Here is an 18,784-nt window from a genome sequence, read left to right on the forward strand (position 1 = left end):
TCCGAGACGGCACCTTCTACGAACCCCGCCTCCCCGAAACCACCCCTGCATGACCAGCACGGCCTTGACGAAGGACATAGAGGCACCCCCCCCCGCCCCCGCACGCGGACGGCGGCGGGGAAGGGGTGGCGGTCATACCGGGCGGGCGGTCACACCGTGAAGCCTGCGACGCGCAGGGCATGGACCAGGTCCCACTGACATTCGTCGGACACGCTCCGGGCCGCCTGCAGGAGGAGCGGCACGAGACGCTGCGGGTCCGTCTCGGCGCTACGGGCGGCCTCCTCCGGGGGGCATACGCGGACGTAGGCGTCCAGGAAGGCCCCTATCTCGCGCCCTCGGCCCTCGTCGGCCAGCCCGAGTACCGCGGCGCCGATCTCGGGTGCGGGACGGGTGACGCCCTGGCGCAGCATCCGCCGGCCGTCGGCGGTGCGGCCGCTGGCGGTGAGCGCGTCGGCCGCGGCGACCAGCCGGTCGGCGGGCAGCGAGGCCGCCTCCCAGAGCAGGGTGGCCCAGTCCGCGTCGAGGCCGGCGCGATGGAGTTCGGCGGCGAGCAGGGGGAAGCGTGCCGGGGGCCAGTACGCCGCTTCCACGAGCAGGGCGTGCGCCTCGCCGCTGCGGCCCTCGCTCCGCAGCCGTGTGAGGGCCCCGACGGTCTCCGCGGTGAGCTGTCTGGCGTCCTCGTCCGGCGGCTGCGTCCCGGAATTCGTCCGCGGACGCGCGGGCTCCTCCGCGGCACCCGCGAAGCGTGCGCCGCGGGGTGTACGCCTGCCCTGCGCGGGTGGGGCGGGCAGCACCGGTGCCGTCTCCGGTACAGCCGCGGGCGCCGCGTCCGGTGCCGTCATCCCGGCGAAGCGGGCGCTGCCCCGCGGACGGCGCTTGGAGCGTTGCTTCGGATACGCGCCTGGGCCGGGCGGGGTCGGGTCGTCCGTCGGGGCGGGCACCGGGGCTTGGCCATAGGCCCGATCACCGCCCTGCGCGGGGTCCGCCGACGGGGAGCCGGCGCGCCCCTGGCCGCCGGGCGCGTGGCCCGCCGGAGGAGACCAGGTCCCCGTGTGCTCAGAGACCGTCGGGCCTGAGCCTGAGCCGAAGTCTGAGCCAGGTCCGGGGCCGGAGCCAGGTCCGGGGCCAGGTCCAGGTCCAGGGCCGGGGGCTTGGAGGCGGGCCGTGGGGCTCGCCCCGGCGCCATGCGCACCCGGGCTCGCCCCGGCGTCATGTACGCCCGCTTGCACTCCGGTACGTGCGCCGGAGTGCGCGCCTGGAGTTCCCGCCTCCGGACCGCGCCAGGCGCCTCCCCTGCCGGACCGGTCGCCTTCGGAGGGATCCACTTCGGACGGATCCGCCCAGTTCTCCGGCTGCCTCGTCCACGCGCCGTCCCCGTCGGCGGGGGCCGGAAAGCCCGGCGCGCCCTGTGCGCGGGTGCGCAGGGCGCGGCGCTCGACATCGTCCATTCGGTGGCGCAGTTCGGCGCAGCGCGCGGTGGCGCGTTCGTGATCGTCCTGAGCCCAGGCGAGGTCCAGGCGGATCGCCTCGGCCTCTTCCCGGGAGGCGGCCGAAGGGAGCAGCCTGTTCAGTTCGGCCTGGCGTTCGACGGCGTAGCGCTGTTCGCGAAGCATGACGTCGAGGCGGTCACCGAGGGCGTCCCGGCCACCGGGACGGGCGTCGTACGCGGCCAGCGAGGCGCCGTGCAGAGCGCGGGCCCGTTCGGTCTCCTGAGCGGCGGCTCGCTCCCCGTACTCCGCGACGACGTCCTGGAGGAGCGCCTCCACGACGTCCCAGGGCGGCACCTCCCAGCCTTCCAGGCACGCCCGCATTCCCTCGGGGTCGCGTTGCCAGAAGACTCCGCACCAGCCGCCACCGCGGTCGAGTCGGTCCACCAGCCCGTTCAGGTACCTGGCGAACTCCAGCACCTGTCCCGGGAGTTGTTCTACAGCCATCACCCAACTCCCCGCCCGACGTGAGTACTCCGACCCGATAGAAAACACCAGCCGTGTTACGGATCGACTACGGGGAGTTTTCGGCACGGACGCGGAGCTCTCGCCGGCGGGCACATCGACGTGTCCCCGTACGGGCGCGCCGACCGAAGCCCTCGTACGCCCGCCGCACCGAGGGGAGTTCAGGCCGAACCCCCGTGCAGACGGGAGCGACCCCACGCCCGGCCGGCGGGGACCCCCGCGCACACCGGGCCCCGCCTGGACCCGCGCCGGAGTGGCGGACGTCGGGGCGGCCTCGGATGCGGCACGCCTCCCCCGCAGTCGCGCGTGGCGGACCAGCCGGACGAGGGCGGCGGCGCCTCCGCCGTAGTTGCCGGGCAGCACGAGCTCGGCGGCTCGCGGTGCGTCCTCACGGGCGCCCGCGACGGCGCCGGCCGGCACGCCCTGTCATGAGGGGCAGCAGACCGGGACGAACGCCGGGGCCGTCAGGCCACCGGCACCAACGCGCACCGCACGACGAGGTCGTCCATCGAGATCCCGAGGACCCGGGCCAGCGCCGCAACCGTGAAGAAGGCCGGCGTGGGCGCCCGCCCGGTCTCGATCTTGCGCAGTGTCTCCGCGGAGATCCCGGCCACTCCGGCGATGTCCGCCATGCTGCGGCGTCCGCGGGCCTCGCGCAGCAATCGGCCGAGCCGCTCGCCGCGCTCGCGCTCTTCAGGGGTCAGGGGGGTTCGCACCATGAACCCATTCTAATACCGGTATAGTAATTGGCATGGTGGAACTGAAGACGGACACGTCGATCGACGAGATGTACGCGGCCGGACAGGTCGTGGGCAGGGCACTCACGGCGGTGCGGGAGGCGGCCGACGTGGGCGTCTCCCTCCTGGAGCTGGACGAGGTGGCGCACCAGGTCCTGCGCGACGCGGGCGCGAGCTCACCCTTCCTCGGCTATCGCCCCTCCTTCGCGCCCACACCTTTCCCCGCGGTCATCTGCGCCTCCGTGAACGAGGCGATCGTGCACGGCATCCCGACCGGCCACCGGCTGCGCGACGGCGACCTGGTCTCCATCGACTTCGGCGCCGAACTGGGCGGCTGGGTGGGCGACTCGGCGATCAGCTTCATCGTCGGCAGGCCCCGCGCCGCCGACGTGCGGCTCGTGGAGACCGCCGAGCGGGCCCTGGCCGCCGGTATCGAGGCGGCCGTCGTCGGCAACCGCATCGGGGACATCGCGCACGCCATCGGCACGGTGTGCCGTACGGCGGGATACGGGATCCCGGACGGCTTCGGCGGGCACGGCGTGGGCCGCCGGATGCACGAGGACCCTCCCGTCCCGAACGAGGGCCGTCCCGGCCGCGGACTGCGCCTGCGACACGGGATGGTCCTCGCCATCGAGCCGATGCTCATCGGCGGCGGCACGGACGGCTATCACGAGGCCCCCGACGGCTGGACGCTGCGCACCAACGACGGCTCCCGAGCGGCCCACGCGGAGCACACGGTGGCCATCACGGACTCGGGCCCGCGCATCCTGACGGCGCGCTGACCGCTCGGACGACGGCTGCCGCGGGGCGGGGCGGTCCCGCCCCGCGGCACGGCCGTCAAGGCGTGGGCCGGACGACCATGGCCGATCCGCCGCCGCGCCGGACCTTCTCCGCCGCGGCCAGCCACTCGCCGTTCGCGAGGCGCTGGACACCCGTTGCCGCGCCGATCTCCGGGTTCAGTTTGAAGGAGTGGCCGATGCCTTCGAGCTGCGCCCTCAACGGACCGTCGTACAGACCGGGTTCGAGTTCGGTCTGGGCGGCGTTGCGCTGGCTGGCGCGTGGCGTGGTGATCGCGTCGACCAGGGGGAGACCCCGGTCGACGAACTCGGTCAGTGTCTGCAGAACCGTCGTGATGATGCTCGCGCCGCCCGGCGAACCGAGCGCCACGACGGGCCTGTTGTTCCGGTCGAGCACGATCGTCGGCGAGATCGACGAGCGCGGGCGCTTGCCGGGACCCGGCAGGTTGGGGTCGTGCACGGCCGGGTTGGCCGGCACGAAGGAGAAGTCCGTCAGCTCGTTGTTGAGGAGGAAGCCGCGTCCCGGGACGGTGATCCCGCTGCCGCCGGTCTGCTCGATCGTCAGTGTGTAGGCGACGACGTCGCCCCACTTGTCGGCCACCGTCAGATGGGTCGTGTTCTCACCCTCGTACGTCGTGGGGGCGGCCGTCCCGGCGGTGGCGCAGGCGGCGGGACGGCTCGGGTCGCCCGGCGCGAGCGGGCTCGTCAGCACCGCGTCGTCCTTGACGAGGCAGGCCCGACCGTCCGCGTACTTCTGCGAGAGCAGGCCCTTGGTGGGCACGTCCTCGAAGGCCGGGTCGCCGACCCAGCGACCCCGGTCCGCGAACGCGATCCGGCTCGCCTCGATGTAGTGGTGCAGGTACTGCGCCTCGCTCGCCTTCGAAAGGTCCGTCTTCTCCAGGATGTTGAGCGCTTCGCCGACGGTCGTGCCGCCGGAGGAGGAGGGCGCGATCGAGTAGACGTTCAGACCGCGGTACGAGGTCCTGGTGGGCGCCTGGCGCTTCGCCCCGTACGCCGCGAGGTCCTTCAAGGACAGTTCGCCGGGCCGGGCGTCGTAGCCGGAGGCCGGGTCCACCGGCGGCCGGTCGACGGTGTCGACGATCTCCCGGCCGAGGTCACCGTCGTAGACCGCGCCCATGCCCTTCCTGCCCAACTCCTCGTATGTACGAGCCAGTTCGGGGTTCTTGAAGGTCGACCCGACGACCGGCAGCGAGCCGCCGGGCAGGAAGAGCTTCGCGGTGTCGGGGAAGTTCTTGAAGCGGTCCTGGTTCAGCCCGGTCTGCGAGCGGAAGGTCGCGTCGACCGTGAACCCGGCGCGGGCGATGCGCTCGGCCGGTTTCAGGACACTGGCCAGGCGCTCGCTGCCCCAGGTGTCCAGGGCGGTCTGCCAGGTGGCGGGCGTGCCCGGTGTGCCCACGCTCAGCCCGCTGGTGACGGCGTCCGCGAAGGCGAGCGGCTTGCCGTTCTCCAGGAACAGCCCGGAGTCGGCGGTCAGGGGCGCCGTCTCACGTCCGTCGATCGTGTGCACCGTGCGGGACCTGGCGTCGTAGTAGACGAAATAGCCGCCCCCGCCGATGCCGGACGAGTAGGGCTCGGTGACGCCGAGGGCCGCCGCCGTGGCGACGGCCGCGTCGACGGCGTTGCCGCCCCTCCTCAGCACCTCGATGCCGGCGGCGGAGGCGTCCGCGTCGACGCTCGCCACGGCACCTCCGTAGCCGACCGCGACAGGCACCTTCGCGACGGGCGTCCTCGCGACCGTACCCCCGGCCGTACCCCCGGCCGCACCCTCGGCCGGTGCCCCGGGGGGCGCCGCCGCACCGACCAGCACCGTCGCGGCCGAAACCGCCAAGACCGTCAGATTCCGCACAAGAGGGCGTCGCATCCGTACCTCCAGTCAACAGCCGTCTGCGCAGCGTAACTTCACCGCCGTACCCGCGTCAGGCCCCCTCGAACACGGTTCCGTGAGCCCGCTAGCATGCGCGCACATGACTGACGACGTGCGCAACATCGTTCTCGGCGTCCTGGCGGCCGGCATCAGTGCCGCGCTCGGCTGGCTCGCCCGCACCTACCTGTGGAGACGCAAGCTCCGCCGCAAGCAGGCGTTCTTCGGGCTGCCCGACAACTCCGAGTCGCTGCTGGTGGTGAACCGCGAGGCGGGCGGCCCCGAGCTCACGGTGATGCGCCACGACGTGTTCGCGCTCCTCGAACTGTCCGCACTGATCAAGGACTGCGGCGCGCACGCCCAGGTCATCGCGCACGACGCGACCCAGCAGGGTTTCGGCGAGCGGACGGAGTTCTGCGTGGGCGGGCCGGCGTCGAACCGGCGCATGGCCGCGCATCTGCACTCCCTGCTGCCCGGCATACATGTCAACGTCGACTCCGAACCGGGGCCCGACCGGGGCGCCTTCCAGATCGGCACCGAGCGCCACCGCCTGGAGCCGGGCAAGGCCGAGTACGTGATCCTGGCCCGGCTCACCGCGGGCCAGAGCCGTGACGTGAGACCGGTCTTCCTCTTCTGCGGCCAGCGCGCGATCACCAACCAGGCGGCGACCCGCTATCTCGCCCGCAACCACACCCGTCTCGCCCGCAAGCACGGCGGCAGCAGCTTCGTCCTGCTCCTGAAGGTCGTGAACTCCCAGGCGTACGGCCCCGATGTCGTCGAGGTCGTCGCGGACGTCACCCGCGCCGCCCAGACCCCGCTGCCGACGCCACCGGCACCGGACCCGGCATCGGACCCCAAGCCGGACGAGGAGTCCGCGGCGAAGCCGGCCACGCCCCGGCCGCGTCGGCGCACCTGACGCCCGGCGCGCCCGCCGACCGGCCTGCCCGAGGACCGGCCCGCCCGGCGTCTTGGCGGCCGGACACCGACGCTTTCCGGCCGTCCGCGCGGACACACGCCGAAAAGGTTTCGACCGCTAGAAATGAACACTTCAATAATCGTTACTCGCACGTAACTTACCGACGGGTTACTTCAAGTGAGCCACCAAGGTTACCGTCGGGTCACTTTGCACTGACCATGTGAGGAGTGACCCGGTGGGACACGGTCGCAAAACCCTGCGCACATCCGCCGTCGGCGCCGTCTCCGCGACGCTGATCGCCGCGGCGGGCCTGGGCCTCGCGCCCACCGCCCAGGCAGCCACTGGCGCGAACAGCGTCCGCTTCGTCGACATCTCCGGTGACGGCGGCACGACCCTCAAGGCCAACGTCGTCACCCCCGCGGGAGCCGACGGCACCCGCGACTACCCGCTCATCGTGCTGCCCACGAGCTGGGGCCTGCCCCAGCTCGAGTACCTCGCACAGGCCCAGAAGCTCGCGAACTCCGGCTATGTGGTGGTCAGTTACAACGTCCGCGGCTTCTGGCAGTCGGGCGGGGAGATCGACGTCGCGGGCCCCCGCGACACAGCCGACGTGTCCAAGATCATCGACTGGGCGCTCGCCAACACCCCAGCCGACGCGGGGAAGGTCGGCGTGGCGGGAGTCTCGTACGGCGCCGGGATCAGCCTGCTCGCCGCCGCGCACGACAAGCGCATCAAGGCGGTCGCCGCGCTGAGCGGCTGGGGGGACCTGACCGAGTCCATCTACTCCGGCCGCACCGAACACGTCCAGGCGGCCGCCCTGTTGGACAGCGTCGGAAACATCGTCGGCCGTCCCAGCGCCGAGACCCAGCAGGTGTTCAAGGACTTCTTCGCCTCGAACCTGTCGAAGGAGCAGGATCTGATCGACTGGGGGAAGAAACGTTCCCCCGAGACCTACGTCGACCAGCTCAACAAGAACGGCGCCGCCGTCTTCATGGCCAACGCCTGGGGCGACACGGTCTTCTCGCCCAACCAGTACGCGAAGTTCTACGGGGAGCTGACCGGGCCCAAGCGGCTCGAGCTCCGCCCGGGCGACCATGCCACCCCGGAGATAGCCGGCCTGTTCGGGCTCCCCAACGACGTGTGGACCGACACCGGCCGCTGGTTCGACCACTATCTGGCGGGCAGGGAGAACGGCGTCGACAGCGAACAGCCGGTACAGCTCAAGTCCCGTTCCACGGGCGGCTACGAGGGTTACCCGGACTGGAAATCGGTCGGCGCGACCACACGGAGGATCGCCCTCGGGGGCACCACCAGGATCCACGCGAACGTCGACTCGGGCGCGGACGGCGGGGTCATCTTCCTTTCCAGCATCCTCGACCAGCTCACGCGGATTCCGCCGATGGCCGCGATCCCGCTGCTGCCGCGCTACTGGGCCGCGGTGTGGCAGTCGGAGCGCTACGCGAGCACCCAGCGCATACGCGGCACCGTCAGACTGCACACGACGGTCACCGGGACCAAGGAGAGCGGCACCCTCGTCGCCTACCTCTACGACGTGGGCCCGCTCGGCCTCGGCAAGCTGGTCAGCAACGCGCCGTACACCTTCCACGGGCAGACGCCCGGCGAGCCGTTCGGTGTGGACCTCGACCTGTTCTCCACCGCCTACGACGTCCCGGCGGGGCATCGTCTCGCCCTGGTGGTCGACACGGTCGACCCGCTCTACATCGAGCACAACCCGTCCGGCGCGCAGCTGACCTTCTCCTCGCCGGAGCACGACCCGTCCTACGTGTCGGTGCCCCTGCGCGAGCAGTGATCTCCGGCTGCCGCCGGCCGGGCCTGGCCCTGTGAGCTGCTGCTCCCCCTACAGCGTCGGGGCTGTGGGGGGTACCCCACCCGGCAGCAGCGTCCCTGGTTCGGCCGGAGCCACGTCCACGGCCTCGGTCTCGGGACTGCGCCGCTCCCACCCGCACGCCCGCGGGGCGAACCAGGAGAGCAGCACACACATCCCGATGCAGGCCGGCGCGATGACCGTCACCACGGGGATGAACGGCAAATCGTAGTCCAGGATCGACGCGATCAGCTTCCCGGCGCCGAGGAAGTCTTCGTACGTGAAGCGCGCGGACCCTTGCCTCGCCCCCGGTGCCAGGAGAATCGTCACCACCGACAGGCGCACAAGCGGCCGCTCCTGGGCGGCCGGGCTCGGCGCGTCGCCCCCGCGTGGAACGCGATCGCCGTACGGCCGAACCTGCTTGCCGGCGGCGGTGAGGCGGGCTCGCTCGCACGCCCACCAACGGGTCGGCCGGTCCGAACGCTGATTCCCTCGGCTGACGCGGCAGTTGACCATCCGTCCGGGGACAGGTTCCGCGAACTATCGACGCAAACCGATCGATAAGGGACGACACGCACTCAGGGCAACCAACCGTATTCGAGGCCGGGTGACGGGCGAATCGCGACACTCCGGCAGATCCCCCGGATGCCGCTCCGGTCACCTTCAGGCCTCCGAGGCCTCGGCGTACATCTGGGACAGCTCGGGGACACCCTGCACGGCCCAGTCGAGGCCCGCCTCGACGACCGGGATCTCACGGCCCGAGGGGAGCCGTACCGCCGGGCTGCCGCCGGGCCAGACGTGCCAGGCGGCCCCCGGCACCGTGCGCACCACGACCGTGCCGAGGTAGAGGCCGGCGTCGTTGCCGAGCCAGGGCAGCGCCTCGGGGTCGTCGCGCCACAGCGGCAGAAGCTGGTCGAGCGCCGCCAACGAGGCCGGGGTGTCGTCCAGTTCGAGACCGACGGCCGCCGCCTGGGAGCGGAGCAGGTCGCACTCCGACAGCAACTCGGCGACGCCCGCCGGATCGTCCTCGAAGGCGGCGGCGAGGCCCCGGTCCCGCCGCGCCGGGTGCCGCTTGAGCCACTTGTCCAAGAAGGGGATGTTCATGACCGGCCTCTCCGTGGGGTGCGATCGTCAAAGCTACGCATTCCCGACATGTGAGCACAATGTAGCTTGCGGCAGCTGACCACCGGATCAGGCGAATCGTGACGCCCTTCGGACTGCTCCCGGGGCTCACCACACTCATTCCCCGACGGGGCGGGGCGCACCCTTGCCAAGGATATTCATCATCCGTAGAGTTCAACGCGACATGATTTCAGTGGATGTTGACTTTCATGTTCCTCACCCCGGCGTCAGGAGAGGCAGGGCCCGTGCAGAAGATCCCCTTCCAGGTGAACGAGGGCGGGATCGTCGCCCTGCTGCCGAACGGGCACGTAGAGTTTCTCGCCGCCTCCGCGCGGGAGTTGATCGATCGACACAACGCGGGGACGGCGGTCGCGGCGGCGGAACTGATGACCCACGCGCTCACCGATCCGCTGGTCACACCGGACCGGTTCCATCTGCCCGCGCCGGCCATCGCCTTCGTGGAGACCACGAACCTCTGCAACCTGCGCTGCCGCCACTGCTACGCGGACTCCGCGTTCAGGCGCCCCGATGAGATATCCACCCCGCGCATCAAGCAACTCCTCGACGAGTTCGCGGAGATGGGCGTCCTTCAGGTGTTCCTGACCGGTGGTGAGATCTTCTCGCACCGGGACGCGGTCGAGATCATCCAGCACGCGCGGAGCAAACCCTTCAGCACCCAGATCTTCACCAACGGACTCCTGGTCACCGAGGAGAAGCTCGCCCGGATAGCGCCCGGCCAGTCCTTCTTCATCAGCTTCGACACCGCCGACCCCGAACGCACCGTGCGCGGCAGGATGGACTTCCCCAAGCTCCAGCACGCGTTCGAGTTGATGCGCAAGCACGGGCATGTGTTCCGCACCGCGATCTCCGTCCACCGCAACAACATCCAGGACGCGGAGGAGATCTTCGAGTGGTGCGCGGACCGCGGGTACCCCCGGCCCCAGTGGCTGGAGACGCACCCGGTCGGCCGGGCCCTGCTGCATCCGGGCATGCTGCTGCGCCCCGAGGACATCGACGAGGTCTTCGCCGTCTACCAGCGGTGCATGGACCTCTACTCCACCGAACCCGACGAAGAGCCCGCCGAGACGCCCACCGGTCCGGCCCGGCGCGCCGCCGACGAGATCCGCGGGGTGGACACCATCCAGTTCTGCCAGCGCCTGGAGCGCGCCGTGGGCCAGGAGAAGTGCGGCCGCTCGGTCGTCTACGTCAACAGCCGCGGCGACGTCTACCCGTGCAGCAACTGCATGGCCGGCCAGCTCCACAAGGCCGGCAACACGGCCCGGACGCCGTTCGCCGAGATCTGGGAGCACGGCTTCGACGCGTTCCGCGACATCCGCTTCGAGGACCACACGGTGTGCGCCTCGTGCCCGGTGGCCGCCGAGGACATCTGGTGCCAGTTCCGCTGCCCACCGCTGGCCAAGAACATCACCGGTGACCCCAGGGGCTGTGGCGCCACCGAGTATCTCCAGGAGTTCACGCTGCGCTCCGGCCGCTACTGGAGGGCGCGCAAACAGCGCAACGTACGCCTGACTCTGACGCCACGTCAGGTGACGCCGGGCGGCCCGGACAGCCCCGACCGACTCCCGCTCCCGACGAAGTGAGCGGGCCCTGTCCCACGGCGGCGCGACCGCTGCCGCCTCCACCGAAGGGAAGACACCCATGCCCGAAGAGAAGAAGGTCATCCGCATCCACCTGGAGCCGGGAGAGGAGGGCGTGACCCTGAGCGCGGTCGGAGCCGCCTCGGCCACCGCTCCCGCCGAGACGCTGGTGGAGGCCACCAACATCACGGAGGCCACCGTCATCGAGGTCGAGATCTGACACCAGGCCTTTGCCGGTAGGTGACGAAGCGGTGGACCACTCCCGGCCCGTCGAGGGGCGGGCCGGGAAGGCCCGCCGACGGCAAAGGCCCGCCCGGCATCCGTTCTTTCCTGTCGAGGAGACGAGGTCGCGATGAGCAAGACGGCTGCTTCGGCCGGCCCCACAGCACTGCACCCCGGTACGGGAACCGCACTGCACCCCGGTACGGGAACCGCACTGCACCCCGGTACGGGACCCGCGCCGCGCCCCGGAACAGGACTCGCGCGGCTGCTCAGGGAGAACCCCGCACTGCGGATGGGCCAGGACGACTACAACATCAACGTCACGGCCAACTACGGTGACCGGCTGTCGGTTTCGGAGGTCTCCGACGCGCTGCGTGACCACCCGGGAAGCGGCCGGCCCGTCCATCTCTACTTCCACGTGCCGCTGTGCGCGTACATCTGCCACTTCTGCAACTACGTCAAGCGCAAGGTCGCCGACGGCCCCGAGGGCGAGGCGGCTCCGCGGATCTGGACGGATCTGCTGCTGGAGGAGTCGAGCCGGCGCCTCGCCCACTCCCCCTGGCTCGCGCACTCCCCGATCGAGTCCGTCTACCTCGGCGGCGGCACCGCGTCCCTGCTCGGCACCGAGCAACTGGCGCGCCTGCTCGACCACGTACGCGCCCGCCACACCCTCACCGACGACTGCGAGATATCCCTCGAAGGCAACCCCGACAACTTCCAGCGGGACGAACTCGCCGAGGCCTGCGCCATCGGCTTCAACCGCTTCAGCGTCGGCGTCCAGTCCCTGCAGAGCGAGGTCAACGCGTTCGCGGGCCGCGGCCACGACGCCGCCATGTCGCTGCGGGCCATCGCGAAACTGCGCGCCACCGGAAAACCTTTCAACGTCGACATGATGTTCGGGCTGCCGCACCAGACGCCCGCGAAGGTCGCCGACGACATCCGCAGCCTGATCGACCTCGACGTCCCCACCATCACCATCTACCGGCTGCGCAACGCGGACCGGGCCAAGATGGGCATCGGCAACCGGGCGCTGTGGAACGTCGAGAGCGTCAAGAACCGGCTGCGCGAACAGCACCTGTTCCCCTCGCTCGGCGCGACCTACGCCATGCGGGAGGCCATAGTGGAGTTACTGCTCGACGGCGGCTACCACCCGAGCCCGTGCGGATGGTGGAACCGTCCCGGCGTCTACCCCGACGGCAACATCCCCCGTGTCTCCCGCAACAAGTGGCAGCGCCACGACTCCATGATCGCCTACGGCCCCGGCGCGTACGGCTGGCTGACCGGCGACGGCGACACCGTGACGCAGACCCACAACATCGCCGACATCTCCGGGTACGCCCGCCGGCTGAGGGAGGGGCCGGGTCTGCCGCTCGCCTCCGGGCGCCGGCTCGCCGGACACCAGGCCGCCGGGATGGTGCTGGGCTTCGCCTTCAAGGCGAACCAGCCCATCGACGCGGGCCGGTTCCGGCAGCGGTTCGGCGTCGAGTTGTTCCACGACGAGCCGTTCGCGCCCGTATTCACCGAACTCATGGAGCGCGGCCTCGTCGAGCCGGTGCCCGGCACCCGGGAGAGCGTCGTCCCCACTCTGGACGGCGAGGCGCTCCACGAGGAGATCATCAGCGTCTACTTCCACCAGCGCGTCGGCGGGTTCGCCGGGGCCGTCTGCCACAGGTGACCCGATGACCGTGCACCGGCGGACCCAATGGCGCAGGGCCCCGGACCGATCCCTGTATCGCATCCGGCGGACCTTTCCCGCCCGCCCGGCGAACGCCACCGTGCTCCTCGCGGGACCCGGCAGTGTGTCCGTACTGGACGGGCAGGGCCGCGACGACCTGCTGCAGGAGGAACTGAGCGAACGGCTGGCCGGCTCCGGTGCGCAGGTACTCACCTGCGACCTGCCCGTCCGCGACCCCGCGGAACCCGCCACCGAGGCCGACCTGCTCGCGCGCGCAGGGCGCCTGGCCCAGCTGTTCGACGCGCACGCGCACCAACTGGTGCGGCCCGTCGTCCTGGTGGGCTTCTCCCTCGGCGGGCTCGCACTGCTGGAGCTGCTGCGTTCAGGTGCGCCGCGCGACGCCGACGGGGTGGTGCTGGTGGGCACGGTGATCGAGGAGGACACGTTCCTGACCTCACGCGTCACCTCGCTCGACCTGGTGTACGGCAGCTTCGACCTGATCGGCTACGTGGCCGACGAGGCCCAGAAGCCGACCGTGTTCGCCCCCGACATGTACGGCCAGTGGTCGGCCGGCCGACTGGTCGGGCAGCGCTCCTTCGAGGTTCGTGTGCATCTGCTGGAAGGACTCGGACACACCCTCCAGCCGTGCGGCCCCGGCCCCTTCCGTGACGCGGTCTCGGAACTCACCTCCTTGGTGGGACAAGCAAAGTGACGTTCGGTCAGCGACAGGCCGGCAGACGAGGAAAGGCGGCGCGCGACATGCTCTCCAGCCAGCGATTCGACAAGATCGCCGAGAACTTCGCGAACAGCGAGGTCCACCGGTCCAGCCCCACGATGGAGGCCCTGCACGAGACGCTCGGGCCGCAGACGGGCAGCGCGATCTGCGATGTCGCCTGCGGCGCGGGTCACTTGGCGCTGTCGTTCGCCGATGACCGCCCGGCCCGTCTCGTCGCCGTGGATCCCGCACCCAACATGCTGGCCTCCGTCCGTCGACTGGCCGCGGAGCGCGCCGCAACCGTCGAGACGGCCGAGGCGTTCGCTGAGGAACTCCCTTTCGAGGACGGCTCCTTCGACCTCGTTGTGTCCCGCCTGGCCCCGCACCACTTCCGTGACCTGCCGAAGGCGGTGGGGGAGATGGCGCGGCTGCTGCGCCCCGGCGGGCGGCTCGCCGTCATCGACCTGGAAGGGCACGAGGATCCCGGCGTCGACGCGCTCAACCACGAGCTGGAGATGCTGCACGATCCGACCCACCGGCGCAGCTACACCCTCACCGAGTGGATCGGCTTCCTCCAGGACGCCGGTCTCAACGTTCCCGTCGCCCGGGGCGAGCAGTCCGAGAGCCGTACCGGGGTGCCCGTCGGACGCTGGTGCGAGATCGCCTCGTCCGGCGCCGAGGCCGAGCGGGCGATCCGGGCGCGGCTCGCCGGGGCTCCCGCGTCGTACCGCGATGCCCTCGGTATCCGCGCCGACGGCGACGAGTTCTTCATCCCCGTCCGCACCTGCATGGTGATCGGCGTCAAACCGCTCGCCGGGGTGCGCTGACATGCCGGTGATCAGACTCTTCTCCCCCGCGCCCAGCCCGGGAACGGCCGTGCTCGGGGAACTCGCCGACGCGGTGACCACGCTGCTCGGCCTGGAACGCGGCCACTGCTGGCTGTGGTGGCAGCGGCTGGAGGCGGACACCTTCCACCGGCCGGAGTGGCACCAGGGGGCGGGAGCCCCGGCCCCGGTCGGCTTCGTCGTGTGCAAGGAGAGCTACAGCGGGACGCAGGTCCGTCAACTGCTGCGGCTGCTCCGGGACCGGCTCGCCGACCTCCTGGGCGTGGCGCGCGAAGAGATCTACCTGGCCGTACAGCGCGCCGGGGACGGGGAGTTGCTCGTACGGGACGAAGTGTGGTCCCTGAAGGGGAACGCCGCGGGAACCGCCTCGGCAGACGAAGACGGAAGGACGGACATGACCGGAGAAGCGATCACGGACCTGGTGCCGATCGCCCAGGTGCACAACGAGCGGCGCGAACTCATCGACGACGACTGGGGCGAGGTGTCCTCCGTCATCCGGCTGGACGCCGGACGGTTCACCACGGACGCGCTGCTCTCCCTCGACTCCTTCTCCCACCTCGAAGTCGTCTTCCACTTCCACCGCGTGCCGCCCGGCAAGGTGCAGGAGGGCGCACGTCATCCGCGCAACAACCCGGAATGGCCGCTGGCCGGCATCTTCGCCCAGCGCGGCAAGAACCGGCCCAACCGCATCGGGGTGTCCCGCTGCCGGCTGGTCAGGACGGACGGCCTCGATCTGCACGTGGTCGGGCTGGACGCCGTCGACGGCACTCCGGTGCTCGACATCAAGCCGTATCTGCGGCAGTTCGGGCCGCGCGAGGAGGTCGTCCAGCCGGAGTGGGTGGACGACCTGATGCGCCACTACTACTGAACTCCGGCCGAGTGAGGGCGATATGGCACAGGAAGCGGAGCGGGAGCGGCGGGGACCGGTGTCCGGGGCGGCGGCCGCCCTGCTCGTCGCGGTGTTCGCCGACGCCCTCGGCAGCGGGCTGTACATGTCCGTGTCCGTCATCTTCTTCACCCGGTACCTGCATCTGGGCAGCGGCCAGGTGGGCATCGGGCTGTCGGTCGCCGGCGGGCTGTCCTTCGTGTCGCTGGTGCCGATCGGGATACTCGCCGACCGGGTCGGACCGCGGCGTATGCTCCTCGGCGCCCATCTGGCGCGGGCCGCCCTGCTCGCCTGCTACCCCTTCGTGTCACGCTTTTCCGCGTTCCTCCTGGTGGTCGCCCTGCTCGGGGTGGCCGACCGGGCCGCCTCCCCCTTGGTACAGGGACTGCTCGGGACGGCGGTCGGCAAGGAGGAACGCGTCCGCGCCATGGGGCGCGCGCGGTCGCTGCAGAACCTCGGTCTCGCGCTCGGCGGGCTGGTTGCCGGTGCGGTCCTGCTGCCGGACAGCGGCCGTGTGTACGTCGCCATCGTGTACGCCGACGCGCTCTCGTTCGTGCTCGCCGCGGTCCTGGTGGCGCGGCTGAGGACGCCCGGGTCCGGACCGCCGGCCGGCGGACGGCCGCTGCCGTGGAGGCAGCGGCTCAGTGTCTTCCGGGACCGGCGCTTCGCCCTGCTCACCGGACTGAACTCGGTGGTGAGCCTGCATGTCACCGTACTCACCGCCGGTGTTCCGCTGTGGGTGCTCGCCCACGACCGGATCCCACGGGCGGCGATCGCCTGGACCCTCGTGCTGAACACGGTCGTCGTGGTGCTCTTCCAGGTCCGGGCCACCCGGGGCGTCGAAGGCGCGGGCGACGGCGGGCGGGCGCTGCGGCGCAGCGGACTGCTGCTCGCGGTGGGCTGCTGCGTGCTCGCGGTCACGGGGGCGGTCCCCGCGGTGGCTGCCGTGGCGCTGATCCTCGGCGCTGTCGCCTTCCAGGCGTTCGCCGAGATGTCTCAGCAGGCCGGGGCCTGGGCTATCTCCTACGACCTGGCGCCCGAGGACCGCCGCCAGGTCTACCTGGCCTTCTTCAGTCTGGGAAACGCCGCGCGGAACACCTACGGGCCGCTGGTCATCACGTTCCTCGTGGTCCAACGGGGGGCGGTGGGCTGGCTGTTGCTCGCCCTGCTCGTGCTGGGGGCGGGCGCCTGGGCGGGCCGGTTCGGGCGGTCGCTCTCCGTGCCCGCCCTGCCGTCGCCTGTGTCCACCGTCCAAGGAGGAATCCGTGGCCATCGCTCCTGAACAGTCCGTCATCGTCGTCGGGGCCGGTCCCACCGGTCTCGCTCTGGCCTGTGAACTGGCCGCCGCGGGCGTGTCCTGCACGGTCCTCGAACGCCGGCTCGCGCCGTCCGCCCAGTCCCGCGCCATGGGTCTGTACAGCAGGACCATGGAGGTGCTCGACCTGCGCGGCCACGCCGACACGCTGGCCGCCCTCGGCCGGCCGGTCGGCCGGATGGTGCCCGTGCGCGGCGCCCGCATCGACTTCGCCGGACTCGACACCCGGTTCCCCTATCTCAACGTCATCCCGCAGAACCGCACCGAAGAGGTGCTTCAGCGGCGCGCCCTCGGCCTCGGGGTCACCGTCGAGCGCGGCGCCGAGGTGTTCGGGCTGGCGCAGGACGGCTCGGGCGTCACGCTCCAGGTACGGGCGGGCGGCGGCGAATGGGAGGAGAGCGCCGACTTCGTCGTGGGCTGCGACGGCGCCCACAGCGCCGTACGCGAACTCGCCGGCATCGCCTTCCGGGGCCGTACGTATCCGATCGCGCCGATCCTCGCCGATGTGCGGCTTCGTCAGCCGCCGCCCGACGACGTACTGATCATGTCCGGCGGGGGCGGTGTCACGGTCTCGGTGCCCTACGGCGAGGGCCTGTACAGGATCGCGGTGGCGCGGCGGGACCGGCCCTGGACGCGGGAGCCGGTGACGCTGGACGAACTGCGCGAGACGCTCACCGACGCGCTCGGCTTCGATCCCGGGCCGCACGAGCCGGAGTGGCTGGCCCGGTTCAAGATCCACCAGCGGATCGCGGACCAGTACCGGACCGGGCGGGTGCTGCTCGCCGGGGACGCGGCGCATCTGCACTCGCCGCTCGGTGGGCAGGGGCTCAACCTCGGGATCCAGGACGCCGTGAACCTGGGGTGGAAGCTCGGCGCGGAGGTTCAGGGGTGGGCGCCGGCGGGGCTGCTGGACACCTACGAGGCGGAGCGGCGACCGCAGGCCGAACGGATTCTGCGGGCGACGGACCGGGCCACGTGGCTGGCGACCTCGCCGTCCGCGACGGTCACCGCGGTGCGGCGGATGGTGATGGCGAAGGCACTGTCGTCCCGGCGGGTCCGCAGGGTGGCCGGGGAGGCGATCTCCGGGCTGCGGAACGGGTACACGGAGCGGGCCGCCGGAGGCTTCCGGGGCGCGGGGACCGCAGGGGGTCCCGGCGGCCGCAAGGGACTGGCGGTGCGGGCCGGGCAGCGGGTGCCGGACCTGACGGTGCCTCAAGTCGGCGGCGCGGCGGTGCGGTTGTACGCGCTGATGCGCGATGGTCGGTTCGTGTTGCTCGACCTCGGCGAGGACGGGGGGTGCGCGGCGCTCACGGAGGCGTGGGGGTCGCGGGTGAGTCCCGTGCGAGTGGGGGGTGCGGTGCCTGAACTTCCCGGTGTGGGAGTGGTGTTGGTGCGGCCGGACGGGTACGCGGCATGGGTGGACGGTGTGGGGGATCCGGAGGGGCGTCGGGCCCGGGTGCGGGGCGCTCTGCGGCGGTGGTGCGGGGAGGAGGGACCGGTGGCGCGGGTGCCCGGTGGGGCGCCGGTCGTGGTGGAGGAAGAGGACGTGGCGGCTGCCCCGGCGGAGCCGGAGCCTACTGCGGCGGCGGAGCAGGCCTGAGGGATGGGGCTTGGTCGGCCCGGTGGGCTCGGTCCCCTTCGACGCGGCCCACTGGCGCGAGCACCTCGGCCCCGCGGTGCGGGGTGCGGGGCCGGATCGGGGCCGGGGCCGGAACGGATCGGGGCCGGGGCGGGAACGGATCGGGGCCGGGGCGGAGGGCGCCGCACGAGCGGCACGCGAGCACCTCGCGAGCACTCTGACGGGTGTCCGGGGCCGGGTGGGCAAGCCGTGCGCCGGTCGCCGCTCGGCTTCTGGAGGTTGTGTCCACCCCGCCGCCTGCCACGGTTGCGGCCGATCGCCGAGCTGCCGGTGCCCGACTCGGCCGATCGGTCGCCCCCTCCGAGCGGGCCACGCCGATCGGCCACTCCCCCCGAGCGGGCCACGCCCATCGGCCACTCCCCCCGAGCAGGCCACGCCGACGGGCCTCCGAGGGACCCGCGTACGACGCGCGGCGCCTGTTGCCCTCGGGGGCGACGGGCGCCGTGCGTCGGTCAGTTGCGCCAGCTCACCGGGGAACGGTAGGACGCCGGGCGGTCCCAGAGCGGGACGACGGACGTGGTGGTGCGCGGCTCGCCGCCGGCCGTCGTCGCCCGGGCCAGGAGGACGGCGGTCAGGGCGGCCAGTTCCTCGGGGAGGACGTCGCCGCCTTTGACGACGCGGACGAGGGGCGAGGCTGCTTCGGTGGCGGTGGTCATGA

17 protein-coding genes and 1 pseudogene are annotated in these 18,784 nt (G+C 71.7%); 12 read left to right on the plus strand and 6 right to left on the minus strand.

Features of this window, described 5'->3' with window-relative positions; translation table 11 throughout:
• Window positions 1–149 precede the first annotated feature (149 nt).
• Window positions 150–1,934 carry a hypothetical protein gene (locus ACFYW8_RS40725; protein WP_389091177.1) on the minus strand — a complete coding sequence of 595 codons (1,785 nt, stop codon included), beginning with the start codon at window positions 1,932–1,934 and terminating at the stop codon, window positions 150–152.
• Between the two features lie 324 nt (window positions 1,935–2,258).
• On the opposite strand from ACFYW8_RS40725, the gene ACFYW8_RS40730 reads away from it, so the two are divergent.
• Window positions 2,259–2,384, plus strand: coding sequence for a hypothetical protein (locus tag ACFYW8_RS40730; protein WP_389091181.1), 126 nt, complete (start codon window positions 2,259–2,261; stop codon window positions 2,382–2,384).
• Between the two features lie 32 nt (window positions 2,385–2,416).
• On the opposite strand, the gene ACFYW8_RS40735 is transcribed toward ACFYW8_RS40730, so the two are convergent.
• Window positions 2,417–2,671, minus strand: coding sequence for a helix-turn-helix transcriptional regulator (locus tag ACFYW8_RS40735; protein ID WP_365880843.1), 255 nt, complete (start codon window positions 2,669–2,671; stop codon window positions 2,417–2,419).
• Window positions 2,672–2,703: 32 nt separating this feature from the next.
• On the opposite strand from ACFYW8_RS40735, the gene map reads away from it, so the two are divergent.
• A complete protein-coding gene (gene map / locus ACFYW8_RS40740; protein ID WP_365880841.1) occupies window positions 2,704–3,471 on the plus strand; it encodes a type I methionyl aminopeptidase in 768 nt (255 codons plus the stop codon).
• Between the two features lie 55 nt (window positions 3,472–3,526).
• On the opposite strand, the gene ggt is transcribed toward map, so the two are convergent.
• Complete coding sequence (ggt, locus tag ACFYW8_RS40745) at window positions 3,527–5,368, minus strand: gamma-glutamyltransferase (protein ID WP_389091190.1); 1,842 nt, start codon at window positions 5,366–5,368, stop codon at window positions 3,527–3,529.
• A gap of 103 nt (window positions 5,369–5,471) precedes the next feature.
• Between ggt and ACFYW8_RS40750 the strand changes: the two genes are divergently transcribed.
• Both ACFYW8_RS40750 and ACFYW8_RS40755 read left to right on the plus strand, forming a co-directional pair.
• Window positions 5,472–6,284: a hypothetical protein gene (locus ACFYW8_RS40750; protein WP_389091194.1), complete on the plus strand. Its 813-nt coding sequence runs from the start codon at window positions 5,472–5,474 to the stop codon at window positions 6,282–6,284.
• Between the two features lie 235 nt (window positions 6,285–6,519).
• Complete coding sequence (locus ACFYW8_RS40755; protein ID WP_389091198.1) at window positions 6,520–8,094, plus strand: alpha/beta fold hydrolase; 1,575 nt, start codon at window positions 6,520–6,522, stop codon at window positions 8,092–8,094.
• A gap of 48 nt (window positions 8,095–8,142) precedes the next feature.
• Here the strand turns inward: ACFYW8_RS40755 and ACFYW8_RS40760 are convergent.
• Both ACFYW8_RS40760 and ACFYW8_RS40765 read right to left on the minus strand, forming a co-directional pair.
• Window positions 8,143–8,391 (minus strand): annotated as a pseudogene (locus tag ACFYW8_RS40760) (amino acid ABC transporter permease); the annotation flags it as partial.
• 381 nt (window positions 8,392–8,772) lie between these two features.
• Complete coding sequence (locus ACFYW8_RS40765; RefSeq protein ID WP_389091203.1) at window positions 8,773–9,213, minus strand: DUF6278 family protein; 441 nt, start codon at window positions 9,211–9,213, stop codon at window positions 8,773–8,775.
• Between the two features lie 263 nt (window positions 9,214–9,476).
• Between ACFYW8_RS40765 and ACFYW8_RS40770 the strand changes: the two genes are divergently transcribed.
• From ACFYW8_RS40770 to ACFYW8_RS40805, 8 genes are all read left to right on the plus strand, one after another.
• Window positions 9,477–10,832, plus strand: a complete 1,356-nt coding sequence (locus ACFYW8_RS40770) for a radical SAM/SPASM domain-containing protein (protein WP_389091207.1) — start codon at window positions 9,477–9,479, stop codon at window positions 10,830–10,832.
• A 58-nt stretch (window positions 10,833–10,890) separates the two neighbouring features.
• Window positions 10,891–11,049: a hypothetical protein gene (locus ACFYW8_RS40775; RefSeq protein ID WP_365881038.1), complete on the plus strand. Its 159-nt coding sequence runs from the start codon at window positions 10,891–10,893 to the stop codon at window positions 11,047–11,049.
• A gap of 132 nt (window positions 11,050–11,181) precedes the next feature.
• A complete protein-coding gene (locus ACFYW8_RS40780; protein WP_389091211.1) occupies window positions 11,182–12,726 on the plus strand; it encodes a coproporphyrinogen-III oxidase family protein in 1,545 nt (514 codons plus the stop codon).
• A gap of 4 nt (window positions 12,727–12,730) precedes the next feature.
• On the plus strand, window positions 12,731–13,438 hold the full coding sequence (locus ACFYW8_RS40785) for a hypothetical protein (RefSeq protein WP_389091216.1): 708 nt from the start codon (window positions 12,731–12,733) through the stop codon (window positions 13,436–13,438).
• 47 nt (window positions 13,439–13,485) lie between these two features.
• Entirely contained in the window at window positions 13,486–14,268 is a 783-nt protein-coding gene (locus ACFYW8_RS40790; RefSeq protein ID WP_389091220.1) for a class I SAM-dependent methyltransferase, read from the plus strand.
• Window position 14,269: 1 nt separating this feature from the next.
• On the plus strand, window positions 14,270–15,154 hold the full coding sequence (locus tag ACFYW8_RS40795; protein ID WP_389091225.1) for an SAM-dependent methyltransferase: 885 nt from the start codon (window positions 14,270–14,272) through the stop codon (window positions 15,152–15,154).
• Window positions 15,155–15,176: 22 nt separating this feature from the next.
• A complete protein-coding gene (locus ACFYW8_RS40800) occupies window positions 15,177–16,454 on the plus strand; it encodes an MFS transporter (RefSeq protein ID WP_389091228.1) in 1,278 nt (425 codons plus the stop codon).
• Entirely contained in the window at window positions 16,438–18,087 is a 1,650-nt protein-coding gene (locus tag ACFYW8_RS40805; protein ID WP_389091232.1) for an FAD-dependent oxidoreductase, read from the plus strand. Before ACFYW8_RS40800 ends, ACFYW8_RS40805 begins: the two co-directional genes overlap by 17 nt.
• 491 nt (window positions 18,088–18,578) lie before the next feature.
• Here ACFYW8_RS40805 and ACFYW8_RS40810 read toward each other — a convergent pair whose 3' ends face one another.
• Window positions 18,579–18,782, minus strand: a complete 204-nt coding sequence (locus ACFYW8_RS40810) for an acyl-CoA carboxylase epsilon subunit (RefSeq protein WP_389091237.1) — start codon at window positions 18,780–18,782, stop codon at window positions 18,579–18,581.
• Between the last annotated feature and the right edge of the window lie 2 nt (window positions 18,783–18,784).

The organism is Streptomyces sp. NPDC002742 (assembly GCF_042888885.1).
GTDB lineage: Bacteria > Actinomycetota > Actinomycetes > Streptomycetales > Streptomycetaceae > Streptomyces.